16 protein-coding genes and 1 pseudogene are annotated in these 23,239 nt (G+C 44.2%); 3 read left to right on the top strand and 14 right to left on the bottom strand.

Features of this window, described 5'->3' with window-relative positions:
* Window positions 1-36: 36 nt before the first annotated feature.
* Together acnD and prpF are read left to right on the top strand one after the other, a co-directional pair.
* Complete coding sequence (acnD, locus tag Q4557_RS04620; protein WP_303411006.1) at window positions 37-2,652, top strand: Fe/S-dependent 2-methylisocitrate dehydratase AcnD; 2,616 nt, start codon at window positions 37-39, stop codon at window positions 2,650-2,652.
* A gap of 104 nt (window positions 2,653-2,756) precedes the next feature.
* Window positions 2,757-3,950, top strand: coding sequence for a 2-methylaconitate cis-trans isomerase PrpF (gene prpF, locus Q4557_RS04615; RefSeq protein ID WP_303411155.1), 1,194 nt, complete (start codon window positions 2,757-2,759; stop codon window positions 3,948-3,950).
* 279 nt (window positions 3,951-4,229) lie between these two features.
* Here prpF and Q4557_RS04610 read toward each other — a convergent pair whose 3' ends face one another.
* The 14 genes from Q4557_RS04610 to Q4557_RS04545 all read right to left on the bottom strand — a co-directional run bounded on the left by Q4557_RS04610 (window position 4,230) and on the right by Q4557_RS04545 (window position 22,431).
* A complete protein-coding gene (locus Q4557_RS04610; protein ID WP_303411004.1) occupies window positions 4,230-4,409 on the bottom strand; it encodes a hypothetical protein in 180 nt (59 codons plus the stop codon).
* Between the two features lie 143 nt (window positions 4,410-4,552).
* Window positions 4,553-6,550: an exodeoxyribonuclease V subunit alpha gene (recD, locus tag Q4557_RS04605; RefSeq protein WP_303411002.1), complete on the bottom strand. Its 1,998-nt coding sequence runs from the start codon at window positions 6,548-6,550 to the stop codon at window positions 4,553-4,555.
* Entirely contained in the window at window positions 6,550-10,353 is a 3,804-nt protein-coding gene (locus Q4557_RS04600; RefSeq protein WP_303411153.1) for a UvrD-helicase domain-containing protein, read from the bottom strand. The genes recD and Q4557_RS04600 overlap by 1 nt, the downstream gene beginning before the upstream one ends.
* Window positions 10,354-10,403: 50 nt before the next feature.
* Entirely contained in the window at window positions 10,404-14,108 is a 3,705-nt protein-coding gene (gene recC, locus Q4557_RS04595; protein WP_303411000.1) for an exodeoxyribonuclease V subunit gamma, read from the bottom strand.
* A gap of 286 nt (window positions 14,109-14,394) precedes the next feature.
* Window positions 14,395-16,095 (bottom strand): Na(+)/H(+) antiporter subunit D, encoded by a 1,701-nt coding sequence (locus tag Q4557_RS04590; protein ID WP_303410998.1) that lies wholly within the window; start codon window positions 16,093-16,095, stop codon window positions 14,395-14,397.
* Window positions 16,082-16,426: a hypothetical protein gene (locus tag Q4557_RS04585; RefSeq protein WP_102440564.1), complete on the bottom strand. Its 345-nt coding sequence runs from the start codon at window positions 16,424-16,426 to the stop codon at window positions 16,082-16,084. Before Q4557_RS04585 ends, Q4557_RS04590 begins: the two co-directional genes overlap by 14 nt.
* Window positions 16,416-17,906: a monovalent cation/H+ antiporter subunit D family protein gene (locus Q4557_RS04580; RefSeq protein WP_303410995.1), complete on the bottom strand. Its 1,491-nt coding sequence runs from the start codon at window positions 17,904-17,906 to the stop codon at window positions 16,416-16,418. The genes Q4557_RS04585 and Q4557_RS04580 overlap by 11 nt, the downstream gene beginning before the upstream one ends.
* Window positions 17,903-19,381, bottom strand: coding sequence for a monovalent cation/H+ antiporter subunit D family protein (locus Q4557_RS04575; protein ID WP_102440566.1), 1,479 nt, complete (start codon window positions 19,379-19,381; stop codon window positions 17,903-17,905). The genes Q4557_RS04580 and Q4557_RS04575 overlap by 4 nt, the downstream gene beginning before the upstream one ends.
* A complete protein-coding gene (locus Q4557_RS04570) occupies window positions 19,381-19,743 on the bottom strand; it encodes a cation:proton antiporter subunit C (RefSeq protein WP_102440567.1) in 363 nt (120 codons plus the stop codon). Before Q4557_RS04570 ends, Q4557_RS04575 begins: the two co-directional genes overlap by 1 nt.
* Entirely contained in the window at window positions 19,724-20,737 is a 1,014-nt protein-coding gene (locus tag Q4557_RS04565) for a Na(+)/H(+) antiporter subunit B (RefSeq protein ID WP_277869117.1), read from the bottom strand. The genes Q4557_RS04570 and Q4557_RS04565 overlap by 20 nt, the downstream gene beginning before the upstream one ends.
* A gap of 26 nt (window positions 20,738-20,763) precedes the next feature.
* Complete coding sequence (gene mnhG, locus Q4557_RS04560) at window positions 20,764-21,105, bottom strand: monovalent cation/H(+) antiporter subunit G (protein WP_303410990.1); 342 nt, start codon at window positions 21,103-21,105, stop codon at window positions 20,764-20,766.
* Window positions 21,102-21,398 (bottom strand): monovalent cation/H+ antiporter complex subunit F, encoded by a 297-nt coding sequence (locus Q4557_RS04555; RefSeq protein WP_102440570.1) that lies wholly within the window; start codon window positions 21,396-21,398, stop codon window positions 21,102-21,104. Before Q4557_RS04555 ends, mnhG begins: the two co-directional genes overlap by 4 nt.
* The gene (locus tag Q4557_RS04550; protein WP_102440571.1) at window positions 21,398-21,898 is read right to left on the bottom strand and encodes a Na+/H+ antiporter subunit E; all 501 of its coding nucleotides are present in this window, start codon (window positions 21,896-21,898) and stop codon (window positions 21,398-21,400) included. Before Q4557_RS04550 ends, Q4557_RS04555 begins: the two co-directional genes overlap by 1 nt.
* 80 nt (window positions 21,899-21,978) lie before the next feature.
* Window positions 21,979-22,431, bottom strand: coding sequence for a hypothetical protein (locus Q4557_RS04545; RefSeq protein WP_303410987.1), 453 nt, complete (start codon window positions 22,429-22,431; stop codon window positions 21,979-21,981).
* A gap of 566 nt (window positions 22,432-22,997) precedes the next feature.
* On the opposite strand from Q4557_RS04545, the pseudogene Q4557_RS04540 reads away from it, so the two are divergent.
* Window positions 22,998-23,239: pseudogene (locus Q4557_RS04540) on the top strand (transposase); the annotation flags it as partial.

Below are 23,239 nucleotides of genomic sequence, written 5' to 3'. Positions count from 1 at the left end.
ACTAGCTAACAATTACCAAACTTGATGGATTGGGTTATGAATTCAAATTATAGAAAACCGTTACCAGGTACAGAGCTGGATTACTTTGATACCAAAGCTGCTGTTGATGATATCCAAGCAGGCGCATTCGACAAACTGCCATACAGTTCTCGTGTTTATGCCGAGAACCTTGTGCGTCGCTGCCCACCTGAGACGCTAACAGATTGCTTAAAACAAATTATTGAACGTAAGCGAGATCTCGATTTCCCTTGGTTTCCAGCCCGTGTTGTTTGTCACGACATTCTTGGTCAAACCGCATTAGTTGATTTAGCGGGTTTACGTGATGCTATCGCTGAAAAAGGCGGCGACCCATCAAAAGTGAACCCAGTAGTGCCAACGCAGTTGATTGTCGATCACTCTCTGGCTGTCGAACATGCAGGTTTCGAAAAAGATGCCTTTGAAAAAAACCGCGCCATTGAAGACAGACGTAATGAAGACAGATTTCATTTTATTAACTGGACTAAAACGGCCTTTAAAAATATTGATGTGATCCAGCCCGGTAACGGCATCATGCATCAAATTAATTTAGAGAAAATGTCGCCAGTGGTGCAAGCCCGTGAAGGCGTGGCATTTCCTGATACCTTAGTGGGCACAGATAGCCATACGCCCCATGTGGATGCTTTAGGTGTTATCGCTATTGGTGTTGGTGGGCTTGAAGCTGAAAGCGTGATGCTAGGTCGCCCATCTTATATGCGTCTACCTGATATAGTCGGTGTTGAGCTGGTCGGCGAGCGTCAATCAGGCATAACTGCGACAGATATTGTGTTAGCGATTACCGAGTTTTTACGCGAGCAAAAAGTAGTATCAACTTACCTTGAGTTTTATGGTGAAGGCGCCGCTAATCTGACATTAGGCGATCGCGCTACGATTTCAAATATGACGCCAGAATTTGGCGCCACAGCAGCGATGTTTTATATCGATGATAAAACCATTGATTACTTAAAACTGACTGGCCGTGATGATAAACAAGTTGAGTTAGTTGAGACTTACGCCAAACAAAATGGCCTATGGGCTGACACGCTAGTTAATGCAGAATATGAACGCGTGCTGCGTTTTGACTTATCCAGTGTTGGACGTAACATTGCAGGTCCTTCAAACCCACATCGCCGCGTATCGACAAGTGATTTAGCCGCTAAAGGCATTAGCGGTATTGTTGAGAATGAAGCCGGCTTAATGCCTGATGGCGCTTGTATTATTGCCGCCATTACCAGTTGTACTAACACCTCTAACCCACGCAATGTGATTGCTGCAGGCTTAATCGCCCGTAACGCCAATGCCAAGGGGCTTACACGTAAACCTTGGGTTAAAACCTCATTAGCACCAGGCTCAAAAGCGGTGCAGTTGTATCTTGAAGATGCCAATTTATTAACCGAACTTGAAGCCTTGGGCTTTGGTATTGTCGGTTTTGCCTGTACTACCTGTAATGGCATGAGTGGCGCGCTCGATCCTGTGATTCAACAAGAAGTGATTGAACGTGATTTATATGCCACCGCGGTGTTATCAGGTAACCGAAATTTTGATGGTCGTATTCATCCTTATGCGAAACAAGCGTTCTTAGCCTCGCCGCCACTGGTGGTTGCCTACGCTATTGCTGGCACCATTCGTTTTGATATTGAAAAAGATGTTTTAGGTAAAGATCAACAAGGTAACGATATAAGGCTTAAAGATATCTGGCCATCAGATGCTGAAATTGATGCGGTTATCGCTGCTAGCGTTAAGCCTGAGCAATTCCGCAAAGTGTATGAGCCAATGTTTGATATCAAAGTTGAATACGGCAGCGACTCTTCAGCTAAGATTGATCCACAGTATGATTGGCGCCCTCAAAGTACCTATATCCGTCGTCCTCCTTATTGGGAAGGCGCATTAGCGGGTGAGCGCGCCATGAAAGGCATGCGCCCATTAGCGGTATTAGGTGACAACATCACTACCGATCATTTATCACCATCAAACGCTATTATGCTTGATAGTGCAGCAGGTGCTTACCTTGATAAAATGGGCTTGCCTGAAGTTGATTTCAACTCATATGCCACCCATCGCGGCGATCACTTAACCGCACAACGTGCCACATTTGCTAACCCTAAACTATTTAATGAAATGGTGACCACCTTAGGTAAAGATGGCAAGCAAGTGATTAAGCAAGGTTCTTACGCCCGAATCGAGCCAGAAGGGCAAGAGTCGCGCATGTGGGAAGCCATTGAAACCTATATGGAGCGTAAGCAGCCACTTATCATCATCGCAGGTGCTGATTATGGTCAAGGTTCAAGCCGTGACTGGGCAGCCAAAGGGGTCCGCTTAGCGGGCGTTGAAGTGATTGTTGCTGAAGGCTTTGAGCGTATCCATCGTACCAACCTTGTAGGAATGGGCGTGCTGCCGCTTGAGTTTACCAATGGCGAGAACCGTCATACCTATCAAATTGATGGTACTGAAACCTACGATGTTATCGGTGAGCGTACTCCAGGTGCGGCGCTATCAGTAATCATTACTCGCACTAATGGTGAGCATTTAACTGTGCCAGTTAAATGTCGATTAGACACCGCTGAAGAGGTGTCTATCTATGAAGCGGGCGGTATTTTACAACGCTTTGCCCAAGACTTTTTAGAGGCCAGCCATTAGTGACTAGTGATGAGTCATAAGTAGTTATAGCTGCGTTAAATTTAACAAACATCAGCACAATGAATGCCTCTCACTCATTGTGCTGATTGATTTTAGGAAACATGATGTCTCATATTCCACAAATAAAAATTCCAGCAACCTATATGCGTGGTGGCACCAGTAAAGGGGTGTTTTTCAATCTAACTGATTTACCTAAAGCGGCTCAAGTTGCGGGCGATGCCCGTGATGCCATGCTACTTAGAGTCATTGGCAGTCCAGATCCCTATGGCAAACAAACTGATGGCATGGGCGGCGCAACCTCAAGTACCAGCAAAACGGTAATACTGTCTAAAAGCCGTCACGCCGATCATGATGTGGATTACCTTTTTGGCCAAGTGGCCATAGACAAACCCTTCGTTGATTGGACTGGTAATTGCGGTAATTTAACGGCGGCTGTGGGTTCGTTTGCCATATCCAATGGCTTAATTGACAGTAGCCGCGTACCTGAAAATGGTATTGCGGTAGTGCGTATATGGCAGGCCAATATCAGCAAAACCATAATTGCGCACGTGCCAATGGCTAACGGCGCAGTGCAAGAAACCGGTGATTTTGAATTAGACGGGGTGACCTTTCCTGCAGCCGAAGTACTGGTAGAGTTTTTAGCGCCAGCAGACGCTGATGCAGCGATGTTACCAACTGGCAATGTGGTGGATGATTTAGTTGTGCCAGAGCTTAGCGCAAAAGGGATCCCATCCATTAAAGCCACTATGATCAATGCTGGTATTCCAACGATATTTGTTAATGCTGCCGACATTGGTTATGTGGGTAATGAGCTTCAAGATGACATAAACAATGATGATAGCGCATTAGCATTTTTCGAAAGCTTACGTGCCCATGGTGCAGTGCAAATGGGGTTAATTAAACACATTGATGAAGCCGCAGCGCGCCAACACACGCCAAAGATTGCCTTTGTGTCGCCGCCAAGTGCATACAACTCATCAAGTGGTAAAGCGGTATTAGCCACTGATATTGACTTACAAGTGCGGGCATTATCAATGGGTAAACTGCACCATGCCATGATGGGTACAGCAGCGGTAGCAATAGGCACGGCTGCTGCCGTTGAAGGCTCGCTAGTCAATCTTGCCGCTGGTGGACAAGCACGTACTTCAGTGGTGTTTGGTCATCCATCGGGCACTCTAAAAGTGGGCGCAGAAGCGACATTATCCAATGGTAGCTGGCAGGTGAATAAAGCCAGCATGAGCCGCAGTGCAAGAGTGCTTATGGAAGGTTGGGTAAGAATACCTGGTGATAGTTTTTAGGTTGTTTTTAGTGTTTGATTTGGCAGTTATCTTAACGGGATAACTGCCAGTTTAATTTTTTAAAGATTATCCGTTCGATGATACTAGCCTGTTCGCTTTAAAAATGCGACGCATTCAAACGAATCCTTTCTAGCTGAAGAGTTTAAACAGGCTTAGAGGTTTTGCCCGTTGAGGGGGGAGTTTTTGAGTCAGAAGCTAGATCATTGAACGCGACTGAAACACTTATAAGTTCGCCGTTATAATCAATCACAGTGGATATTTTATCATTAGTGATATGGGTTACAATAAATGCAACATTTCAAAGTCTTCCTTATGTAGCGGCGCAATTTTAAATTCATGCCCCGGGCTGAATCGATTGATAGCTAGGTTATAGTTTTCTTTACCTATCTTTTGCCATCTAGGCGGGTTAGGGTCATTTATTGTCTTATCTGCTTGGTCTAAACTCTTTTCTAGATCCATAATACTTCCATGTTTCTATGAATTAACTCATAGGAACTAACTTAGCTGCTTTATGGAAAAAACATCAAAAAGTTACATTTCTAGCTCTATCTATATCTATTTGATCAATTGCTTGGCGGCAGTATCCATAGTTGAGATACCAACTACTCGTTATCCTCTCCCCATAACCTTAGTGCTAAGCCTGATGCGCGTGAGGTTACCTGTTTGCTGGCACGCTCAAATACATACGGTGTGCCTAAACAAATAAAATGCTCTTTGGCGCGAGTGATAGCGGTATAAACCAACTCTTTAGTCAGCAGCTGCCATTGGGCGTTACTGGGTTTTTGTGGTAACACAAAGGCGACTTTTTCAAACTCGCTGCCTTGGCTTTTATGTACGGTCATCGCAAAGCAACTGTCGTGATTGGGCAGCCTTGCAGGTTGTACTTTCAACAAGCTGCCATCGGCTTTAACGAAGTAGGCCATTAATTTTTCGGGCTTTTGCTCATCTTGCAATATCAAGCCAATATCGCCGTTGAATAAGCCTAAATTGTAATCATTACTTTGAATGATAATCGGTCTACCAAGGTAAAATTCTTGAGTGGGTTTTATCCAATGATTCTGTTTGAGCACATTAGTGATGGCGAGGTTCATGCCATCAACGCCAAATTCACCTGAGCGCATGGCACATAGAATGCGGAATTTATTGAAGGTATCAATAATCTCTTCTGCGCCATAAATACAGCTTAATTGCTGCGAGTAAGCATACTGATTATCGAGCACTTTTTGTAAGTACTCGGCATAAGCTGCCACTGCCGATTGCAATAACGGCAAACTTTGGGCGTCGGGCTGATGCTCTATCCAAGTTAACTCTTGATGGCCGCACTGCCACTCACGGCGAATGCCGTTGATGTTGACATAGTTTACCGCATTGGCCAGCAAGCCAATGCCGCCATCACCTTTAAAGCGGTGGCTGTGCATCAGCATACATAAATTGTCGCCGAGCATAGGTTTAGGATGGATAAACTGACTGGTATTTTGCTGAGTTAACTGCTGCAATAAGTTGGCTTGCTGCTCTGAATAGCGCATTTGCCATGGTGATGCATTAGCACTAAGATCGGCAGTCACTTTTAACCCTGCACAAATATCCGCCAATACAGCGCCTGCTTCAACGGATGCCAGCTGGTCTTGATCGCCCAATAATATTAGGCGGGCATTTTTAGGCAGGGCGCTTAATAGCTTATGCATCATAGGCAAATCCACCATTGATGCTTCATCGACCACCAATAAATCTAACCTAAGAGGGTTATCTTTGTGGTGTCTAAATAAGTGTGAGTTAGGGATCACTCCTAACAAACGGTGCAGGGTAGCAGCCTCTTCAGGAATTTTGCTTAGGGCATCAATTAGCTCTGGCTTAGCGGTTTGCTCAACTTGACTTACTAGCCGCGCTTTAGAGGCTTTAATGGACTCACTTAATCGCGCTGCGGCTTTACCGGTTGGCGCCACCAGTCGAATGGTTAAGGCTTTTTGAGTTAGCAGTAACAAGAGCAACTTAGTGACAGTGGTAGTTTTACCTGTGCCGGGGCCGCCAGTAATCACCGCTAAGGCTTTAGTTAGCGCCGTAGCAGTGGCCACTTTTTGCCAGTTGATGCTCTTGCTATTTACATCTGGTTTTTCATCGAATAAGTCATTCAAATATTGCGCTAGCGTTGCGGTATCAACAGTTAAGTTAACTTGTGCCAACTGGTTGAATCGGGCTGCCACTTGGGTTTCAAAGTGATAATACTTGTTTAAGTACAATCGGTTATGCTCAACAATTAATGGCTGGTTATCATCAGGTTGGCCGACACAGGCTAATGCTTCGATAGCGTCACTGAGTTGCTGGTGGGTTATTGTTAACTTGCAATGGGACTCTTGCTCGCAAAACGGATTATCAAGATCGATATTATCGATAACTAAGCAGCTGTGCTGACTTGATAATTGCTGGCTTAATAGCGCACAGATTAATAATAAAAACTCATCAGCAGTGTCATTTTTGGCATCAACTTGAGCGAGCTGAGAGTTGGCCATTTCAAGGGCAAAGTGACGATCAAGTGGGGTAATTAACCCTTGTTGTTGCCAATTTTTAAGTAACTGAGTCATTGGGGCGCTAAGGGTAATCATTATTTTTGCTCCAATGCATTGTTGTTTGAAAATAGTGCATCTAAATCAGCGATTAAGGCCAATGGCGGTTTATCAAAAAATATTCCTGCGCCTGAAGCTTCTGGGCTCATACCACGTAAGAAAAGGTAAAAACTGCCGCCTATATGACGCTGGTAATCATAACTTGGCATTCGCAAAGATAAGTAACGATGCAGTGCCAAGGTATAAAGAATATATTGCAAATTATAACGGTGGCTACTGATGGCTGTCGCCATCGCATTATGGTCATAACATGTTAAATCGTCACCCAAATGGTTAGATTTATAATCGGCAATAAAATACTGGCCTTTATACTCAAAGGTTAAATCGATAAAGCCTTTTAACATGCCTTGTAGCTCGTCAAATTCAAGGCCTGCATCATAACCATATTGTTGTAACAACTGATTTAACTGCTGAGATTTTAATTGGCTAATGGGCAGATAAAACTCCATCTCAACTAATTTTTGCTCTGGGGCTAACTGGGCTAATGTCAGTGGCAAACCATGATCATTTAATAGCTGATTATCTTGCGCTGCATTATTGGTAATGAGCGGGCTATGAAGGATTTGTTGATACCACTGGATTAAGGTATCTGTCCATATCTCTTGGTCAAAACCATATTGCTCCATGGCTTTGGGTAAGGCTTGTGGCAATTCAGCCTCAGCATTGGTGAAATCAAATAGCTCTAACACCAAATGCATGAAGCTACCGGCATTGGCGCCGCGCTCGAAGGTAAAACGATTAATGGCGTTGTTTTCAACATCAGTGTCAAAAGGGTTGATGTCTGCTGCGGATTCAAATTGTGGCAGGGTTTCTTGGCTAAAGTCTTCATCGTCGGCACCCGGAGAGACTTTTTCATGGGCAAGGTGTTTCACCAAACCTGAGTAACTGCCAACTCGCCATGGGGTGTGGTAATCACGCTGCAAGGTTTTTGCCGCTAACTGTTGCGACTGGCCATTAAGTTCAGTGAGCGCTGAGTCATCAATCGCCTCTAGCTGAACCACGCTAATGGCATCGGGCACTGGCGCGCTGGTTTTTATGGCCTGTGCATGTTGTGATAACAACTCAAAATCACAATCTTTAGTGGTGATCCCCAATAAATAACCAATGGCGGTTTCGTATAAGTGACTACTTACCCCAGCTTTAAGCATGCGGCTATGGTTGGCAATGTATAAGTAACACACATAAACCGGACGGGTGAGCGCCACGTATAACAGACGTAAATCTTCAGCGAGGTTTTCTTGTTTGTATTGCTCCCAGCCTTCTTTCGTGCCCTCAACATCCCAAACTAATTGGTCATTTTTATGGTAAAGCATAGGCGCAGGCTTTTTGCGATTATCCCGCGCGAGACTAATAAATGGCACCATACAAACGGGATATTCAAGCCCCTTACTTTTATGAATGGTAACGATTTGCACCAGATTTTGCTCGCTTTCAAGGCGCAATTGCTGCTCATCATTGCCTTGAGCATCAATCAGTTGTTGCTCAAACCAATTCATTATCGCGCTGCTACCATCAAGTTCGGTGGCTTTTTGCTGCAGTAGTTCGCACAAATGACGGAAATCGGTGAGTCGGCGCTCGCCACTTTCAGCATTACTATTAGCACAACTATCAACACTACTTTGAGCCATGCTATCTGAGTTGCTGTCGACGCTTGGGCTAAGCTGTTTACTTAAATAGCGCTTAATCAGCTGGGTTTGGTTAGCCAAACTTAACAGCGCAGGCATGATGCCGCGCTTAAGCCAGGTTTGATGCCAATCAGCAAATTGATCCAGTAAGCTTTGTCGCTGCTCTTCATCTTGATTAAACAGATGAATTTGCTGGGCGCTGTAACCCATAAGCTCGGTGGCAAGTGCTGCGCGAAGGCAGCGCTCATCTTTCGGGTTAGCAATAGCCCGTAAAATTATCGCCAGTTCAAAGGCCTCTTGGGTGTTAAATACGCTATCTCGGCTTAAAAATACTGCGCCAATATTACGCTCGCTTAAGGCTTGCTTCATCACCGAGGCTTCGTTTTTATCGCGCACTAACACGGCAATATCTTTGGCGATGAGCGCTGTGTCATTCATATGGCATTGCTCAGTTTGCGCTTCAGTTAATAAACGTTTTATTTCACTGGCAGCATCATTCGCCAGTAGATGACGGGCAGTAGTTTTATTTAAGCCGCTTTCACCTTCGCCAAGCAGTTTAATTCGCAGCGCTGATTTGTCTTCAGTGGCTTCAGTGAGCTTTTTATTGTCAGCGCTGGCTGGGGTATCAACCACATCATAAGGGATCGCATCACTGATAAATGGATCCTGATGTTGGCTAAAGAGCTGGTTAACCCCATTGACCAGTGCCGTGGATGAGCGGTAATTGGTTTCGAGGTTATAGTGCGCTTTAGTTTGCTTACGGGCATGGATATAGGTATGAATATCGGCGCCGCGAAAGGCATAAATGGCTTGTTTGGGATCGCCAATCATTAATAAACTTAAACTATCAAGCTGGGTTTGCTGCTGATAAATGGTTGAGAAAATAGTAAATTGCAGCGGATCAGTATCTTGGAATTCATCAATTAATGCCACCGGAAAGCGTGTTGCAATGGCTTTGGCTAAATGGTGTGCGCTGGATTCAGTAGCAGTTGATTCAGTATCAGTTGATTCAGTATCAGTTGATTTAGTAGCAGTTGATAAGGCATCAGCCAAGGTGATCAAGAGATCATCTGGGGTCATTAAGTTGCGCTGGGCTTTTTGCAGCATAAATCGCAGCCGAATACCGTCACGGGCGCGAATTAAAAATGATGGCTTTATTTGCTGGATAAGTGCAAATAATCGCTCGATATGATCGAGCAGCGGCGCATCATTTGCGCTGGGGATAGTGCCACCTTTATTGAGTTTTAACTCAGATAGCGCCAGCATTTCTAAATCTTTAACTGGCGGCAGGCCATTGCCGAAGCTAACCCAATTGGTTAAGCGATCATACATGGCCGCAAGCTTTGGATAATCATCGGCTTTTTTGCCGAATCTCGCGCCATTGAGCGGTAAGCTGTGTAGCAGTTCCAGTTCTTTTTCACTGTCTGTTGGCCAGCGCTTTTTAAAGCGAGCAAGGCTTTGAACTAATTCATCAGCTAACTGGTTAAACTCTTTCGCCACAAACGGGATATTGGCTTGGCTCGCGCCGAGTAACGGTTTAAGTTGCCAAGCCAAGCTATCAGGGTCGCCAAACTCGTTATCAATCACTTGGGCTAATACTTGTGGCAGTGGGTAGCAGGTCTCACGCCAAAAATCACGCACGGCATGATGTAAAAACTCACTGTCATCGAGAGTAAATTCTGACTCGAATAATAGCGATGACTCAAACGCCATGTCAGATAAAATGCGTTGACAAAAACCGTGAATGGTAAAAATCGCCGCTTCATCTAGTGACTTTAGTGCTAAATCTAACCGTCTTAGGGCAATTGCCCGCTCAGACTCTGGTACTTGTTGGTACAGCGCCTCTACAAATTCATCATTGGTGTCTAAGCCAATAAAGCACTTAAAGGCCACTTGAATACGTTTACGAATTCGATCCCGCAGCTCTTCGGTGGCGGCATTAGTAAAGGTCACCACTAAAATCTGTTCACAGGTGAGCGGCGCTTTATCTTTATCGCCCAGTAATAGCCGTAAATACAGCCCAGAAATGGTGTAGGTTTTACCTGTGCCAGCACTGGCTTCAATTAAGCTTGAACCTGCAAAAGGCAGTGTTAGCGGATTAAGCTTGCTGACTTTTGAGTGAGTTTCTTTGCCATTAGCGATTTCAGAGTCAGTCATTTCGGTGTTAGCGGCCTCTAACTTGCTAGCATTGTCATTAATTTGAGTCATTAGGCTTTGCCCCCTTTAATTACAGAGAGCTTAGGTGGTTGGATAGCATATTCGTCAAGCTCGGCGAGGGTGCCTTTGTGATAAATACTCAACATAGGTTGCAGTAACATGGTGGCTGTTTTGCCAAATTCAGCTTCAGTAAAGTCTTCAGGAAAACTAAATAAACGGCGATTATGGGGATCGGTCCCTTCACCAAAGCCTGATTGTTCATCAAGCCATAATGGCTCGGCAGCTTGCAGTTTTTCCATATGATCACCATCGGCTTCAACATAGGCTAACGCGGTGCGCGGCATAAAGCATAACGGCTGGGCTTGGCCATTGAGATAAGCTTGAATAAATTGCTGTAATAATTGCTGAGCGGACTCTGGCGTAATTGCGCTAAAGGCATGAAAATGGCCAATATCCAGCAGGTAACTGTTCTTCTCAACCCCTGCGGCATTAAGGCATAAATGGCGCAAATACACCCTGACAAAATCACGGCCATGGGCAGTGCCAGGGCGATAATTTATTTGCCCTTTAGCGTAAATATCATCGATGCGGCCAATAAGGTTAACGTTAATGCTTGATTGAGTGCTGTCTAAAGCCTCGCTGTTTAGCGGCGTTAGCCCTTCAAACTGTAAATCAATATCCACTTCCTGACTGTGGCTCTTATCGCCTGTGAGATAGAGCACCCGACCAATGACGTATTTAATGTCGTTTTGATAGCGATTAAGCAGCACATCATCAAAGGGCGCCATGGGTAAACTGCCACTGGCTTTTAGCTGGTTGATAAACTCAATGTCAGCGTGTTCAAGTTGGTGATGCACTGCACTGTCAATCATTGCTGATTGCAATTTATAGCGCTCTAATGCATCTAAGTTAAATGGCTCGTCGTTATCGTCAGCTTGAATTCGTAAATTAAAATCAATTTTTAAACTGCGATTGAAAAAGAATTGCGCTGGGCTTCTGAAAAAGCGTAATAATGCCGACAATTCAAGTTGCACAATGGCGCTGCCATCGTCGGCAACAGCATCAAATGGGTTGTCATCGTTGGCTAAATCTAACGGCTTAAGGCGGTTAAAGAAGCGGGCATTATTAAGTAAGTGGTTCGCATCTGCGATACTTGGCGGGCACCACTGATGATTATAACTTTGCTGCAATTTAGTTTGCTGAGTTGCAGTAAACAATTTGGCATCAAAGGGTTGCAGCGGTTGCTGCTGGATTAAATGGCTTAATATTGCTTTATCGGCGTTATTAACTTCAACGCTTTCACGAAAGCTTTCACATAAGCCTTGGCTGGTTTCGAGTTGAGGCTCATTATTTGTAGTGAAATAATAGTCAGCAAAATAACACAGCTGGCAATACTCGGTTAGCTCTGACACCAACATTGAGGGAATTCGTTCAGCGTTATCACGCTCAGAGTGGCCAATGTAGCTGATATAAAATTGCTCTCTGGCAGACAATAAAGCTTCTAAAAACAGGTAACGATCGTCTAATCGGCGGGAACGGTCACCTTTAATAGCGCCATTGTGGGCCATTAAGTCAAATCCAACAGGGTGTTGTACTCGTGGATACACCCCATCATTCATACCCAGTAAACATACCACTTTAAAAGGAATTGAGCGCATCGGCATCAAGGTACAAAAGTTCACACTCCCTGCAAGGTAGCGCTGACCAACTCGAGATTCATTAAGGTTTTGATTAAACCATTGCTTGAGCACTTCAACATCGAGTTCACCTTGATGACCGGCGTCTTCAAGCTCGGTACTTAAGGTGACTAAGGCTTCGCGAATGGTTTGAACTTGCTCGCGCTCGTCATCATCAGCATCAAAGAAAACCTCTAATAAAGCTTGTAGCTGCGCGATACGTTCAAGGGTTGGACATTGGCTAGCCAGTTGCAGTTGATATTCGTCAATGGCCTCTAAGAAATTGAGTAAATAGCCAAGAATTTGCGCAGACTGGCCTTCAACACCTTGTACTAGCAGTGAATCGTTATAAAGCGCTGATTCATCATTAAAAGCATAACCTTGAATTAAGCGGCTAATACCAAATGCCCAAGAGTTCTGCTTAAACGCTGGTACTCCTTGTTGCAATCGGGTTTTTTCATCACGGCCCCAACGCACGTTGGCATCATCTAGCCAACGTCTAATAAGCTGCAGAGCATCATCATCGAGCTGAAATTTTCGTAAAATTGCTGGGACTTCGAGAATACTGATAATGTCAGTGAGGCCAAAACGGCTTTGATTAATATTGAGTAAATTCAAAAAGCTGTTAATTAGCGGTGACTCTTGAGCTGCGCCTCTATCGGCAATGGCATAGGGAATATAGTAGTTGGCTGTTTTGCCTGAGTCTTGATTACTTCGATGTAAACCGCTATTGCTGGTGCCAAATACTGCATCAATATAAGGCGCATAAGCTGCCACGTCGGGCATCATCACCACGATATCTTTGGGTTTTAGTGATGCTTTACCGTTGTCATTCGCATTGCTTGACAGTAACTCGAGTAAATGATCGTGCAGGGTTTCGACTTCTCGTAGCGGGCTATGGCAACTGCGCAGGGTAATTGATTGGTCTTGCTGGCTTAACGAGCGTCTATTGGCGACATTTTGATAAAGTGCTGCATCAGGGCCAAGGGCTTGGCCTAGGGTTTCCATTTGCAGAATATCGTATTGCACCCCTTGGAGTAGATTTAAACTGTCAGGGGATTGTTCGGGCTCGATATAGCAGTCGTAACTAAAGTCAGTGTGTTCTGGCGGTAGTTCGAGCATTAAATCCAGTAATTCACGGCCCATTTTGCCATTGTTAGCCAGGATCGGATTACCCACTTCGAGCTTTTCTTCCCATTGCTCGCCTAACTGCTTTTTATCAACATATTGCAGCGCCATTCTTGCGCGAGCTTTAGGGTCAACAATATCGCCCCAGTAATGCTGACAAGGGCTTAAGGAAAACATAATCACTTCAATGCGTTCAGCCAAGTGATACAGCACTTGCAAGGTTTGTGGCGGCATAGAAGAAATACCAAACACAAATAATCGCTCAGGTAGCGACTTAATTACAGTGTCAGGGTTTTGCAGTGCAGCAATTAAGTGTTGATGTAAGTTGGCGCGATGATAAGTGCTGGCATGAAGGTGGTGCTGGTTATATTCAATCAGTGCCCGCCAGAGCTTAGGTTGCCAACGCTGGTTTTCTTCCAGCTTCAGCGGATGCTCGTTTTGCTCCCAAGCTTGAATCCACTCAGGGCGATACACTAAGTATTGGTCAAAAATATCGGCAATACGGCCACATAATTGATACAGCTTAATGGCATCAAAACTGCCAGCTTGGACATAAGGCAGCGCTTCATCTGTATGGTTGGCGTGCTGATTTTCAACCGGAGCTAAATAGGCTTGTAGCGGCGCAAAGTCAGAGGCATCAAGTAATGGCGGCAGTAAATCCATTAACTTCCACGTCATCGCCGCTTTAGTAAAGGCATTATCTTTAGGCACATCTGGCAGCAGTTCATGGCATAACTGCCAGGTAAAACTCGACGGCAGCGGAAAGGACAGGGCGGCAGCAATACCATTATATTTAGCCACTTCTAAGCGCAGCCAAGTCGACATCCCCGGACTTTGCACCAAGATATGTTCATTTGCGAGTAAATTAGCGTTATCAAGGGGGATAGCGAGCATTTTAGACAGTTGTTCTGACAGAACTTCCATCTGATTTGATTGAATTAATCTAAGCATTAATCGACTCTACAAATGATGATAAAAACCATTCTAAGAGGTTGTTATTAGGTTTGAAAGGCTTTTATCACATCTAGGGTTTAAGCGCTAAATAAGCAACCAAATTACATGGAGTTTGGTTGGCAAAACTCCTGTTTTTTTCTATAGGATTTATTGATTGAAGCTAAATTTTAATTCAATAATTTACTTGATTATTAATTGAGATCCACTCCCAAAAAAACAACAAGTAGCCTGTTTACTCATGTTTATAGGCAAACAAGCTAGAGAGTATATTAATGAGACTGAGTCAGTTTATAAAGCCAATGAATAGGTAGCTGGCTAGAATCACTGCTACCCAAAGCACCATGTTGCCAGATGGATAGTCGCTCGAGATAAAGCTCCCCCCCCCTTTGTATTGGCGCGCTAAAAACTGCTGACATTGGTCTAACTTCCCACGAATTGATTGACGAATTTCGCCATCCACTTTCCAAATGACTGCAAATATGCGCTGCAGTGCATTAGGCACTAAGCGCCTGTATACCCAATCTACATCAAGGTGAGTAGAGCGAAGCTCTGGTGGATATTTACCTTTGAGATTGAGCCAAACGAACGCTAATGCTGAAAACAGTAATAACTGAGTCTGAGCGAGTACATGGGTCGCATCATATGGGTTGTAACCCGTATCGTATGGCAGCAGAGAATAAAGCGCTGCAGGATAAATACCAATACCAATACATAGACAGGCAGCGATAAACATTGCTGTTAACATATTGAGCGGTGGATCGTTGGCTCGAATACCCGAGTCATGGGCAAAGAAGGCAAAGTAAGGGATTTTGATCCCCGCGTGATGAAAAACACCTGCTGACGCAAACAGTAGCATTAACCAGACCCAGTCATGGCCAGTTTCCATTGCGGCAGACATCACCATGGATTTACTGACAAAACCGCTAAACAGAGGGAATGCAGAAATGGAGGCCGCACCAACAATACACAGTATCGTGGTTTTTGGCATGGTCTTATAAAGGCCGCCGAGATCGGAGCCATTTATACGCCCTGTCATATGCAGTACGGCGCCCATACTCATAAACAACAAGCCTTTAAAAATGACATCGTTAAAAGCATGAGACACTGCACCATTTAATGCCAGCGAAGTCCCGATCCCGATGCCGACGACCATAAAGCCTACTTGGTTAATCAAACTATAGGCAAGCACTCGGCGAAGATCGTTTTCAATCACCGCAAAGAAGATTGGGAAACAGGTCATTGTAGCGCCAATGTATATCAGCAACTCAGTGCCAGGGTAAGCCCGAGCAAGTGCATAAACCGCCACTTTAGTGGTAAATGCGCTGAGTAACACTGTACCGGTCGGCGTCGCTTCAGGGTAAGCGTCGGTAAGCCAAGTGTGAGCAACAGGAAAAGCACACTTAATACCGAAGGCAATAAAGATAAGCCATCCTGCAATGCTATCTAGGCCGATATAGTCAAAGGCTAGGCTACCGGTTTCAGAGATATAAAACAGCGCACCTATCAGCAAAATAACCCCAGAGAGAACCTGCATGATGAGGTAGCGCATCCCCGCGCTATATGCTGCTGGAGTACGACGAGCCCAAACTAGAAATACTGAGGTAAATGCCAACAGCTCCCAGAACACAAACAAGGTAAGTAAATCACCCGCAAACACCGCACCAATAGCGCTACCTGCGTACAGCATAGCGGCAACTTGTTGCACTGTATCTTTAACGTGCAATGAGTAGACGATGCCAATAAATGCGGCAATATGGAAAATATAGCCAAACATCAGGCTTAATTTATCTGCGCGATAAGGGATTAATTCATAGTCTAAAAACATCAATTGCAAATGGACGCCTTCTGGCACAGTCCACAAATGCAATCCGCTGATCACTGGAATCGCTATCATCAAGGCACCGCGCAGCTTTCCACGAGTTGTAGCAGCAATCAATCCGCCAATGATAAACAGCACAAACGGCGGTAACTCAAGCATCCACATTGCGATCACCTTTATTGTTAGCTTCTTTGGCGTGGCCATCGCTGACGTCGACTATTTCAATTTTGCTATTATCAAGCTCTTCAACGGGTCCATAATAATCTTCTGGGCGCATCAAAAAGGTACGCATCCAGCTGGCGACTATGACCAAGATGACGCAGCCGACAAAGCCATAGATAGGATAAAACGCTGGCAGGTTTTCCCAGCTATGATAAACATGGCGATGAATAACAAAATCAAGTGCCACAAGCAATGCACAACAGGTATATAACAGGTATAAAACCCGCTGAATGTTTTTCGGTTTATCAAAGAGATATTGCTTCTCATTGTCCATGGCTAACTCCAGATACAGTCAAGATAGCTTTCGCCAACTCATAAACGGGCTGTGGATGGATGAACATAATCAAGCAGCCTAGGGATGTGATAATTAATGCGATTAATGAAGCCATTGGTGCTTCTTTAATACCTGTACTTGATGACTTATACCCTTTACCGGGGAAAAACGCATGGTAAGGAATAGGTAGTAGGTAGGCGATGTTGAGTAATGAACTGAGCATTAAAGCAACCATGACAACCCAATAGCCGGTTTCAATAGTGCCCATCAATAGGAACCATTTACTCCATGTCCCTCCGGCTGGTGGAACGCCGATAATGCTAAGGCTGGCAATAAAAAAAGCGCCCATGGTGATTGGCATGGCAAAACCTAAGCCGCGCATTTCGCTTACCTTAGATTTATGGCTAGCCACCAAAATGGCGCCAGCACAAAAGAATAGGGTAATTTTGCCAAAGGCATGGGAGGCAATATGCATTGAACTACCAATCACACCCGATGAAGTAGCTAGCAGTGCCCCAATAGTGATATAGCCGAGTTGGCTCACTGTTGAGTAGGCCAATCTGGCTTTTAAGTTGTCTTGTCGCATCGCCACGATTGAAGCTAAGAGCACTGAAAGGGTAGCTAAATAAAGTAAAAATTCAGTAGTTGGTAATTGGGGGAGTAGGTCGAGTCCAAAAATGAAAATACACACCTTCAATACCGTAAATACCCCTGCTTTTACTACCGCTACAGCATGAAGCAGGGCGCTGACCGGTGTTGGTGCCACCATCGCTGCGGGTAGCCAGCGATGAAATGGCATAATGGCAGCCTTACCAATGCCAAATATAAATAGCATTAGGATTATGCCTGCAATGGTGGTATCCACATCGGCATCAAATACGCCGCCTGCTGTAAATTCAAGGGTGCCAGTCACAAACCAAGTTAAGATGATGGCCAGTAAGAAAAAGGCGATAGAGGTAGTGAGCAAGATACCGAGGTAGACACGGCCACCTTGTTTGGCCTTGTCTGTACCTGCGTGAGTCACCAGCGGATAGGTTGATAGAGTGAGCACTTCGTAAAAGATAAACAGAGTAAACAGGTTGGCTGAAAAGGCGAGCCCCATCACTGCACTAATCGCCAAAGCGAAACAGATATAAAAGCGAGTTTGGTTATCCTCATTATGGTCACGCATATAGCCGATGGCGTAAATGGTGGTGATTAGCCAAAGAAAACTGGCAATGAGAGCAAACAGCATACCGAGCGGTTCTACGACAAAACTCACCTCTAAATCAGGCATCAGCTCCCACCATGAGACCTCAATACTGGCACCAGCCATGAGGGCTTGGTAGATATTGATTACGCAGTAAAGCACCATAAGGCTGATACTGATGGTGATAGCCTCACGCAGGTTAGGTTTCTTTCCTGTTGCTGCAATTGCAAAGGTTGCCAGTAAAGGCAATAAGATAGTTAGCTGTAACATCAGCGGCAAAGATGGATTCATGGGGTTATTCCAAACAAACTTTGAGAAGCCGCCTGTGCAACTTGCACGCTTAGGCGAGTATCTATACCGAAATAAATATTAGCGAAAATGAGCGCCCAAATAGGGGCGAGGAAGGTCCAAGGCGCCTCTTTGACAGTTTCACACCCATTAAGTGGCGGCTTGAAGTAAGCCATTTCTACAATACGCCAGATATAGATAATCGCCAGCAGTGATCCCAATAGAATAAGAACGGCCACTGGCCACATACCAGCCTCAACACTGGCGATAAGCAGATACCATTTACTGACAAAACCGACGGTCAATGGCACACCAATCAAACTGAGCCCACCAATAACGATGGCTGACATGGTCAATGGCATTTGTTTACCTAGGCCTTGGAACTGTTTGAGCTGGACGCTGCCAATGCGGTACATTACAGCGCCTAATGCTAAAAACAGCGCGCCTTTCATTAAGGCATGGTTAAACAAATGTAGTAAGGTGGCCATAATGCCGGTACTGGTATTAATCGAGTAGCCAATGATCATATATCCCACCTGAGCGATACTTGAGTAAGCTAAGATGTGTTTCACATTTTGCTGATAAATAGCCGTGATAGATGCGGCAAAAACACCTATAAGACCAAGCACCATTAAAATACTTTGCAGGGGCAGGGTGGTGAATGAGAAAGAGATGCCAAGTACGGTAAAAGTAAAACGAATGAGCAGATACACAGCAACCTTAGTTGAGGTTGCTGCTAAAAATGCTGTCACAATTGAAGGTGCATAGGCATAAGCATTAGGTAGCCACAGGTGCAGTGGAAATAACGCCAGCTTTAAGCAGATCCCGACAATTAAAAAGGCGAATGCTGCAAATACTGTACGGGTGTGGCCAACATCAACTAACCTAACAGCTAAATCGCTCATGTTTAGCGTGCCCGTCATTTGATAGAGCATGCCAATACCAATCAAAATAAAGGTGGCACCAATGGTACCCATTATCAGGTATTGGTAGGCAGCCCACAGTGCTCGTCTATCTTTACCCAAGGCAATTAAGGCATAGGAGGACAGTGAGGAAATCTCTAAAAATACAAATACATTAAAGGCATCACCGGTTGCCACAATGCCGAACATGCCGGTTAAAGACAGCAGGTATAAGCTGTAAAATAAGGTGTGGCGGTCTTCGTCTAACTCTTTTTGTATGCTGGTGTTAGCGGCAAACAACACCACAGTACCTATGGTGGAGATGATTAGCAGTAAAAAGGCGTTCAGCTTATCGATGCGATATTCAATGCCCCAAGGTGCTTCCCAACCCCCAAGTTCATAGGTAATGGTGCCAGACTTCATGACCTCAATTAGTAATATTATGCTGTTGATACAGGTAGCACTGCACACCAATAAGGCAAATATCCACACAAGTTTGGAGCGATTTAGGAACCAGCATAGCGGGGCTGCCATTAGCGGCACCACAACTTGTAAAACAGGCAGGTGAGCTAACACTATGATTCGTCCTCGTTGAGCTGATCTTGTTTTTGGATCTCATCTTCTTCTATACAGCCATAGGCTTCTTTGATTCTGATCACCAGTGCTAGACCAAGCGCTGTGGTCGCAATACCCACCACAATGGCAGTTAGAATTAACACATGGGGCAGCGGGTTAGAGTAATCACTGATCCCTTCAGCCAATATCGGTGCGCTACCACGCTCGACCATGCCGACACTGATATAAAAAATAAACACTGAGGTTTGAAAAATGGTGAGTCCAACTAACTTCTTAACCAAGTTTCCATGGGCGATAACGATATAAAAGCCAATCATCATCAACAATACGACGATCCAATAGTTATAGAGTCCGAGAAACATCCTGCTCCCCTTTTTTATCTGAGCTGTTTTTCTCAGCTTGAATTTGAGCCTGAGCTTGTCTGCGGCCATCAAAGTTGAAAAAGATGCTTAACATCACCGAAGCGACAGTGATGCCCACGCCTAATTCAATCAGCAGTATGCCTAAGTGCTGGCCATCAATCGGATTTTCAGCCAGTACGTTGTAATCTAAGAAGTTAGCCCCATTGATCATGGAAACAACTCCGACACTGGCATAGAGCAAAAGCCCAACAGCAGCAAGCAATTGAATTAGCGCCGGATTAAATACCTTTTTAGCGGTATCTAAACCAAATAGCATGGTATAAAGAATAATCGCAGCAGCGAAGATAACACCTGCTTGAAATCCGCCACCAGGCCCAAAGTCACCATGGAATTGTACATACAGTGCAAATAACAAGATTAAAGGAATAAGTGTTTTACTGACGATGCGCACCACCATGTGGCGCTCATGCATTTGTTCTTCTGTTGGCTCTTCAGATTGAATTTTTTTACGGCGACGAGGCAGTGATAACAGCGAAAGCACGCCAATACCTGCGGTAAAGATAACGGCTACTTCACCTAAAGTATCAAAGGCTCGGTAGCTTCCTAATACTGACGTCACAATATTAGGCACACCTACCTCGTCCATCGAGTCATGAATATAGCGCGGGGCAACATGTTGATGCACTGGCGCATCAACAGTGCCAAAATAAGGCATATCTAGGGTACCGTAGATCAGCATGCTACCAGTGACGAGTACAACAAACAGTGCAAGAAAGGGTTTATGCCGCTTTGGCGCCTCTTTTCGGCCAGTCATGGTAATGGCGGCTAGCATGAGTAAGCCTGATATTCCTGCACCTACAGACGCTTCGGTAAAGGCAACATCTACAGCGTCGAGTACCACAAAGAAACAGGCTGATAATAAGCCATAAATTCCGGTTAACATGACGACCGCTAATAGATCTCTCATGCGAACGATAGCGATGGCGATGACCACTAAAAAGATTAATAGTATTACATCTACTAAGGCTTCGATGGCTTGTTTCCTCCCTGAGGATCAGGCTTATCTTTTTGCGGTAATAGGCCATTATGTAATGCCGCTTTTGCTAAGGCATGACTAGCAGAAGGGTTGATAAAGAGTGTGAATACTAAAATCAATACCAACTTAATGAGTACTAAACCATTTGGGCTTTGCAGCATTAACCCTATCAGGATTGAGCTTGCACCTAAGGTATCGGTTACGCTTGCAGCGTGCATTCGGGTGTAAAAATCAGGGAAACGAATAATCCCTATACCACCAGAAAAACAAAGGAAGCTACCAATTAGCAGGCATAAACCACTGCTTATTTCGAGTAAGTGATTCATTTCTTCCTCTTCTTGGTTAAATGAGATTTATAGGGGGTCACTTTGAACTCGGCTGAGTCTGAATAGCGTAAAACGCCGATGACGCTGATAAAGTTAATGAGGGCATAAACAAGGGCGATATCGAGAAACTCTGGGCGTCCCATTAAAAAGCCCAATAGCGAAATAAGCAGTATGGCTTTAGTACCAAAAGAGTTGAAAGCTAATATTCGATCATAAAGCGTCGGGCCGGCAATACAGCGAATGATTGCCAGTAGCATAACAACGAGAATAGCGATGGTGGCAGTAGCTAACATTAGTCTTCAAGCTCCCTTACCCGGCGGTCCATCTCTCCGGCTTTTAGTGCGTCGATACCATCTTTATGTAAAGCATGAACAGTAAGCTTGTCATCAATTAAGTCTATCGCTACTGTGCCAGGGGTTAGGGTAATGGAGTTGGCGTAAATGACTTTATTAATATCTGAGCATTGGCGAGTGTCTATGGTAGTGAGTGTTGAAGAGATACTGCTGTTACCCAGCCAGATATGTTTAACCACACTAATATTAGATAAAATAACTTCTTTCACTAACCATATCGTATAGCCTGGCATATTGGCATTTAGACGGATTGGGTGCGTTTCTTGGTCGATAACATCCATTTTTTGGGCAATATAAAGCACCAGCATGATTGAGCCTGCACCCAGTGATAATAAAAGCGGGTTAGTGTAATTTGAGTTAATCCACCAAAATAGGGCTAAGGTTAATAACAGGCTAAGCCTATGGCTTGGAACAACGCCGCTTTTATTTTTTTGTGTCATATTATTTAATGCTTCGTGTTAGTTAACTCCAGTACAAAACCTGGCGAGTTTTAAAATTATTATGGTTAGCTTTTTACTCGTTAATCATTTTGCTCGCATGACGATTCATCAGCTAATGCTTGATATACTTGCCTGTGAAGGTCATTAAAAGAATCTGTAGATGGAGACAGTTGGTTAATTGTTCGATCGACTATCTGCAGAACCAGTTGTTCTCGAGTTACATCTGCGGGTATACATACGATTGTAGGTAGCTTTTTGGATGTCTGTGTACCAACTCGAGTACGGTAAGCTCTGTCAGCAAATCCTTCGGTATTGTTTCTAAGTTCGTATTGCTGACTCGTATTTAATGCACCAGCAAGAAAGCCCTGAATATAGTAAGTACATGGCATAGCCGAAATGGTGGCTGATTCGTTATTTAGCGACTTACAAGATGATAGAACAAGTTTTTCTTCATTTTTAGCGTTATTTGAGGATGCGGAAAGCGAAAAAGTAACACTGAATGTAAATAGTACTAAGAGCTTTATGAGCGACATATAACCTCCTTTTATAATTCTATTAATTTTAATATCACCTAGTGAAATATTTCAGTGCAGTACTCTTTAGGCGACTTTGTTTAGCTTCGTATCATGCATTTCTTGCTTGCAATGATATTTCAAGATTATTACGTTGCGCAAAGCTGTTACTAGAAACATGCTGATTACTTTTTGCTAACCAATACTCTTTATTTATAACATGAATTATCCAAATTTAAATGCTTAGTAAGTGTAAACTGTATATTTTTTTGATTTTGAGCAGGTTACACCAGCTATAGAAAGGCTCTAGCAAGGGCTACGCACTTGGTTATTGCTAATTTTACTCAGTTAAGGTTTTATATGACTTGTGGCTTTAGTGAGTATGTAAGTTTGAAAATAGAGTGAGGTTATTAGCTTGGTGAAGCTAACTTCTAGATCTAGTACTGGCTGACTGCCAATGGTTTTTTAACCGCTTCAAATAGCAATCTTTTCAAGCGCTTAACCACACCAATGAGTTTGAGGATAGGCTTCGGTGTTTAACTGACTTAGCTTGATAATACCTATGGTAAAAAGGCGTTAAAGGTACATTGCTGACCCATAAATTTGTTAAAGGTGAAGTGCTTAATGAATTTGAGTTAAAGACGGCTCATGAATGTATCATTCAATACCGCCAACGTTTGACTGACATTAGCTGGTTTATGGGTTCCTTGAGTGAACCCATTGCTAGAATGGCCAATAAAGAAGATAAGTGAACAGGCCGTTTTTGGGAAGGGCGGTTTAAATCTCAAGCCTTGTTAGATGATGCGGCCGTACTCGCCTGTATGGCGTA

It is taken from the genome of Shewanella sp. 5_MG-2023, from assembly GCF_030547465.1.
In the GTDB taxonomy this organism is placed as follows: domain Bacteria; phylum Pseudomonadota; class Gammaproteobacteria; order Enterobacterales; family Shewanellaceae; genus Shewanella.
This window is presented reverse-complemented; position numbering and strand designations above follow the sequence as displayed.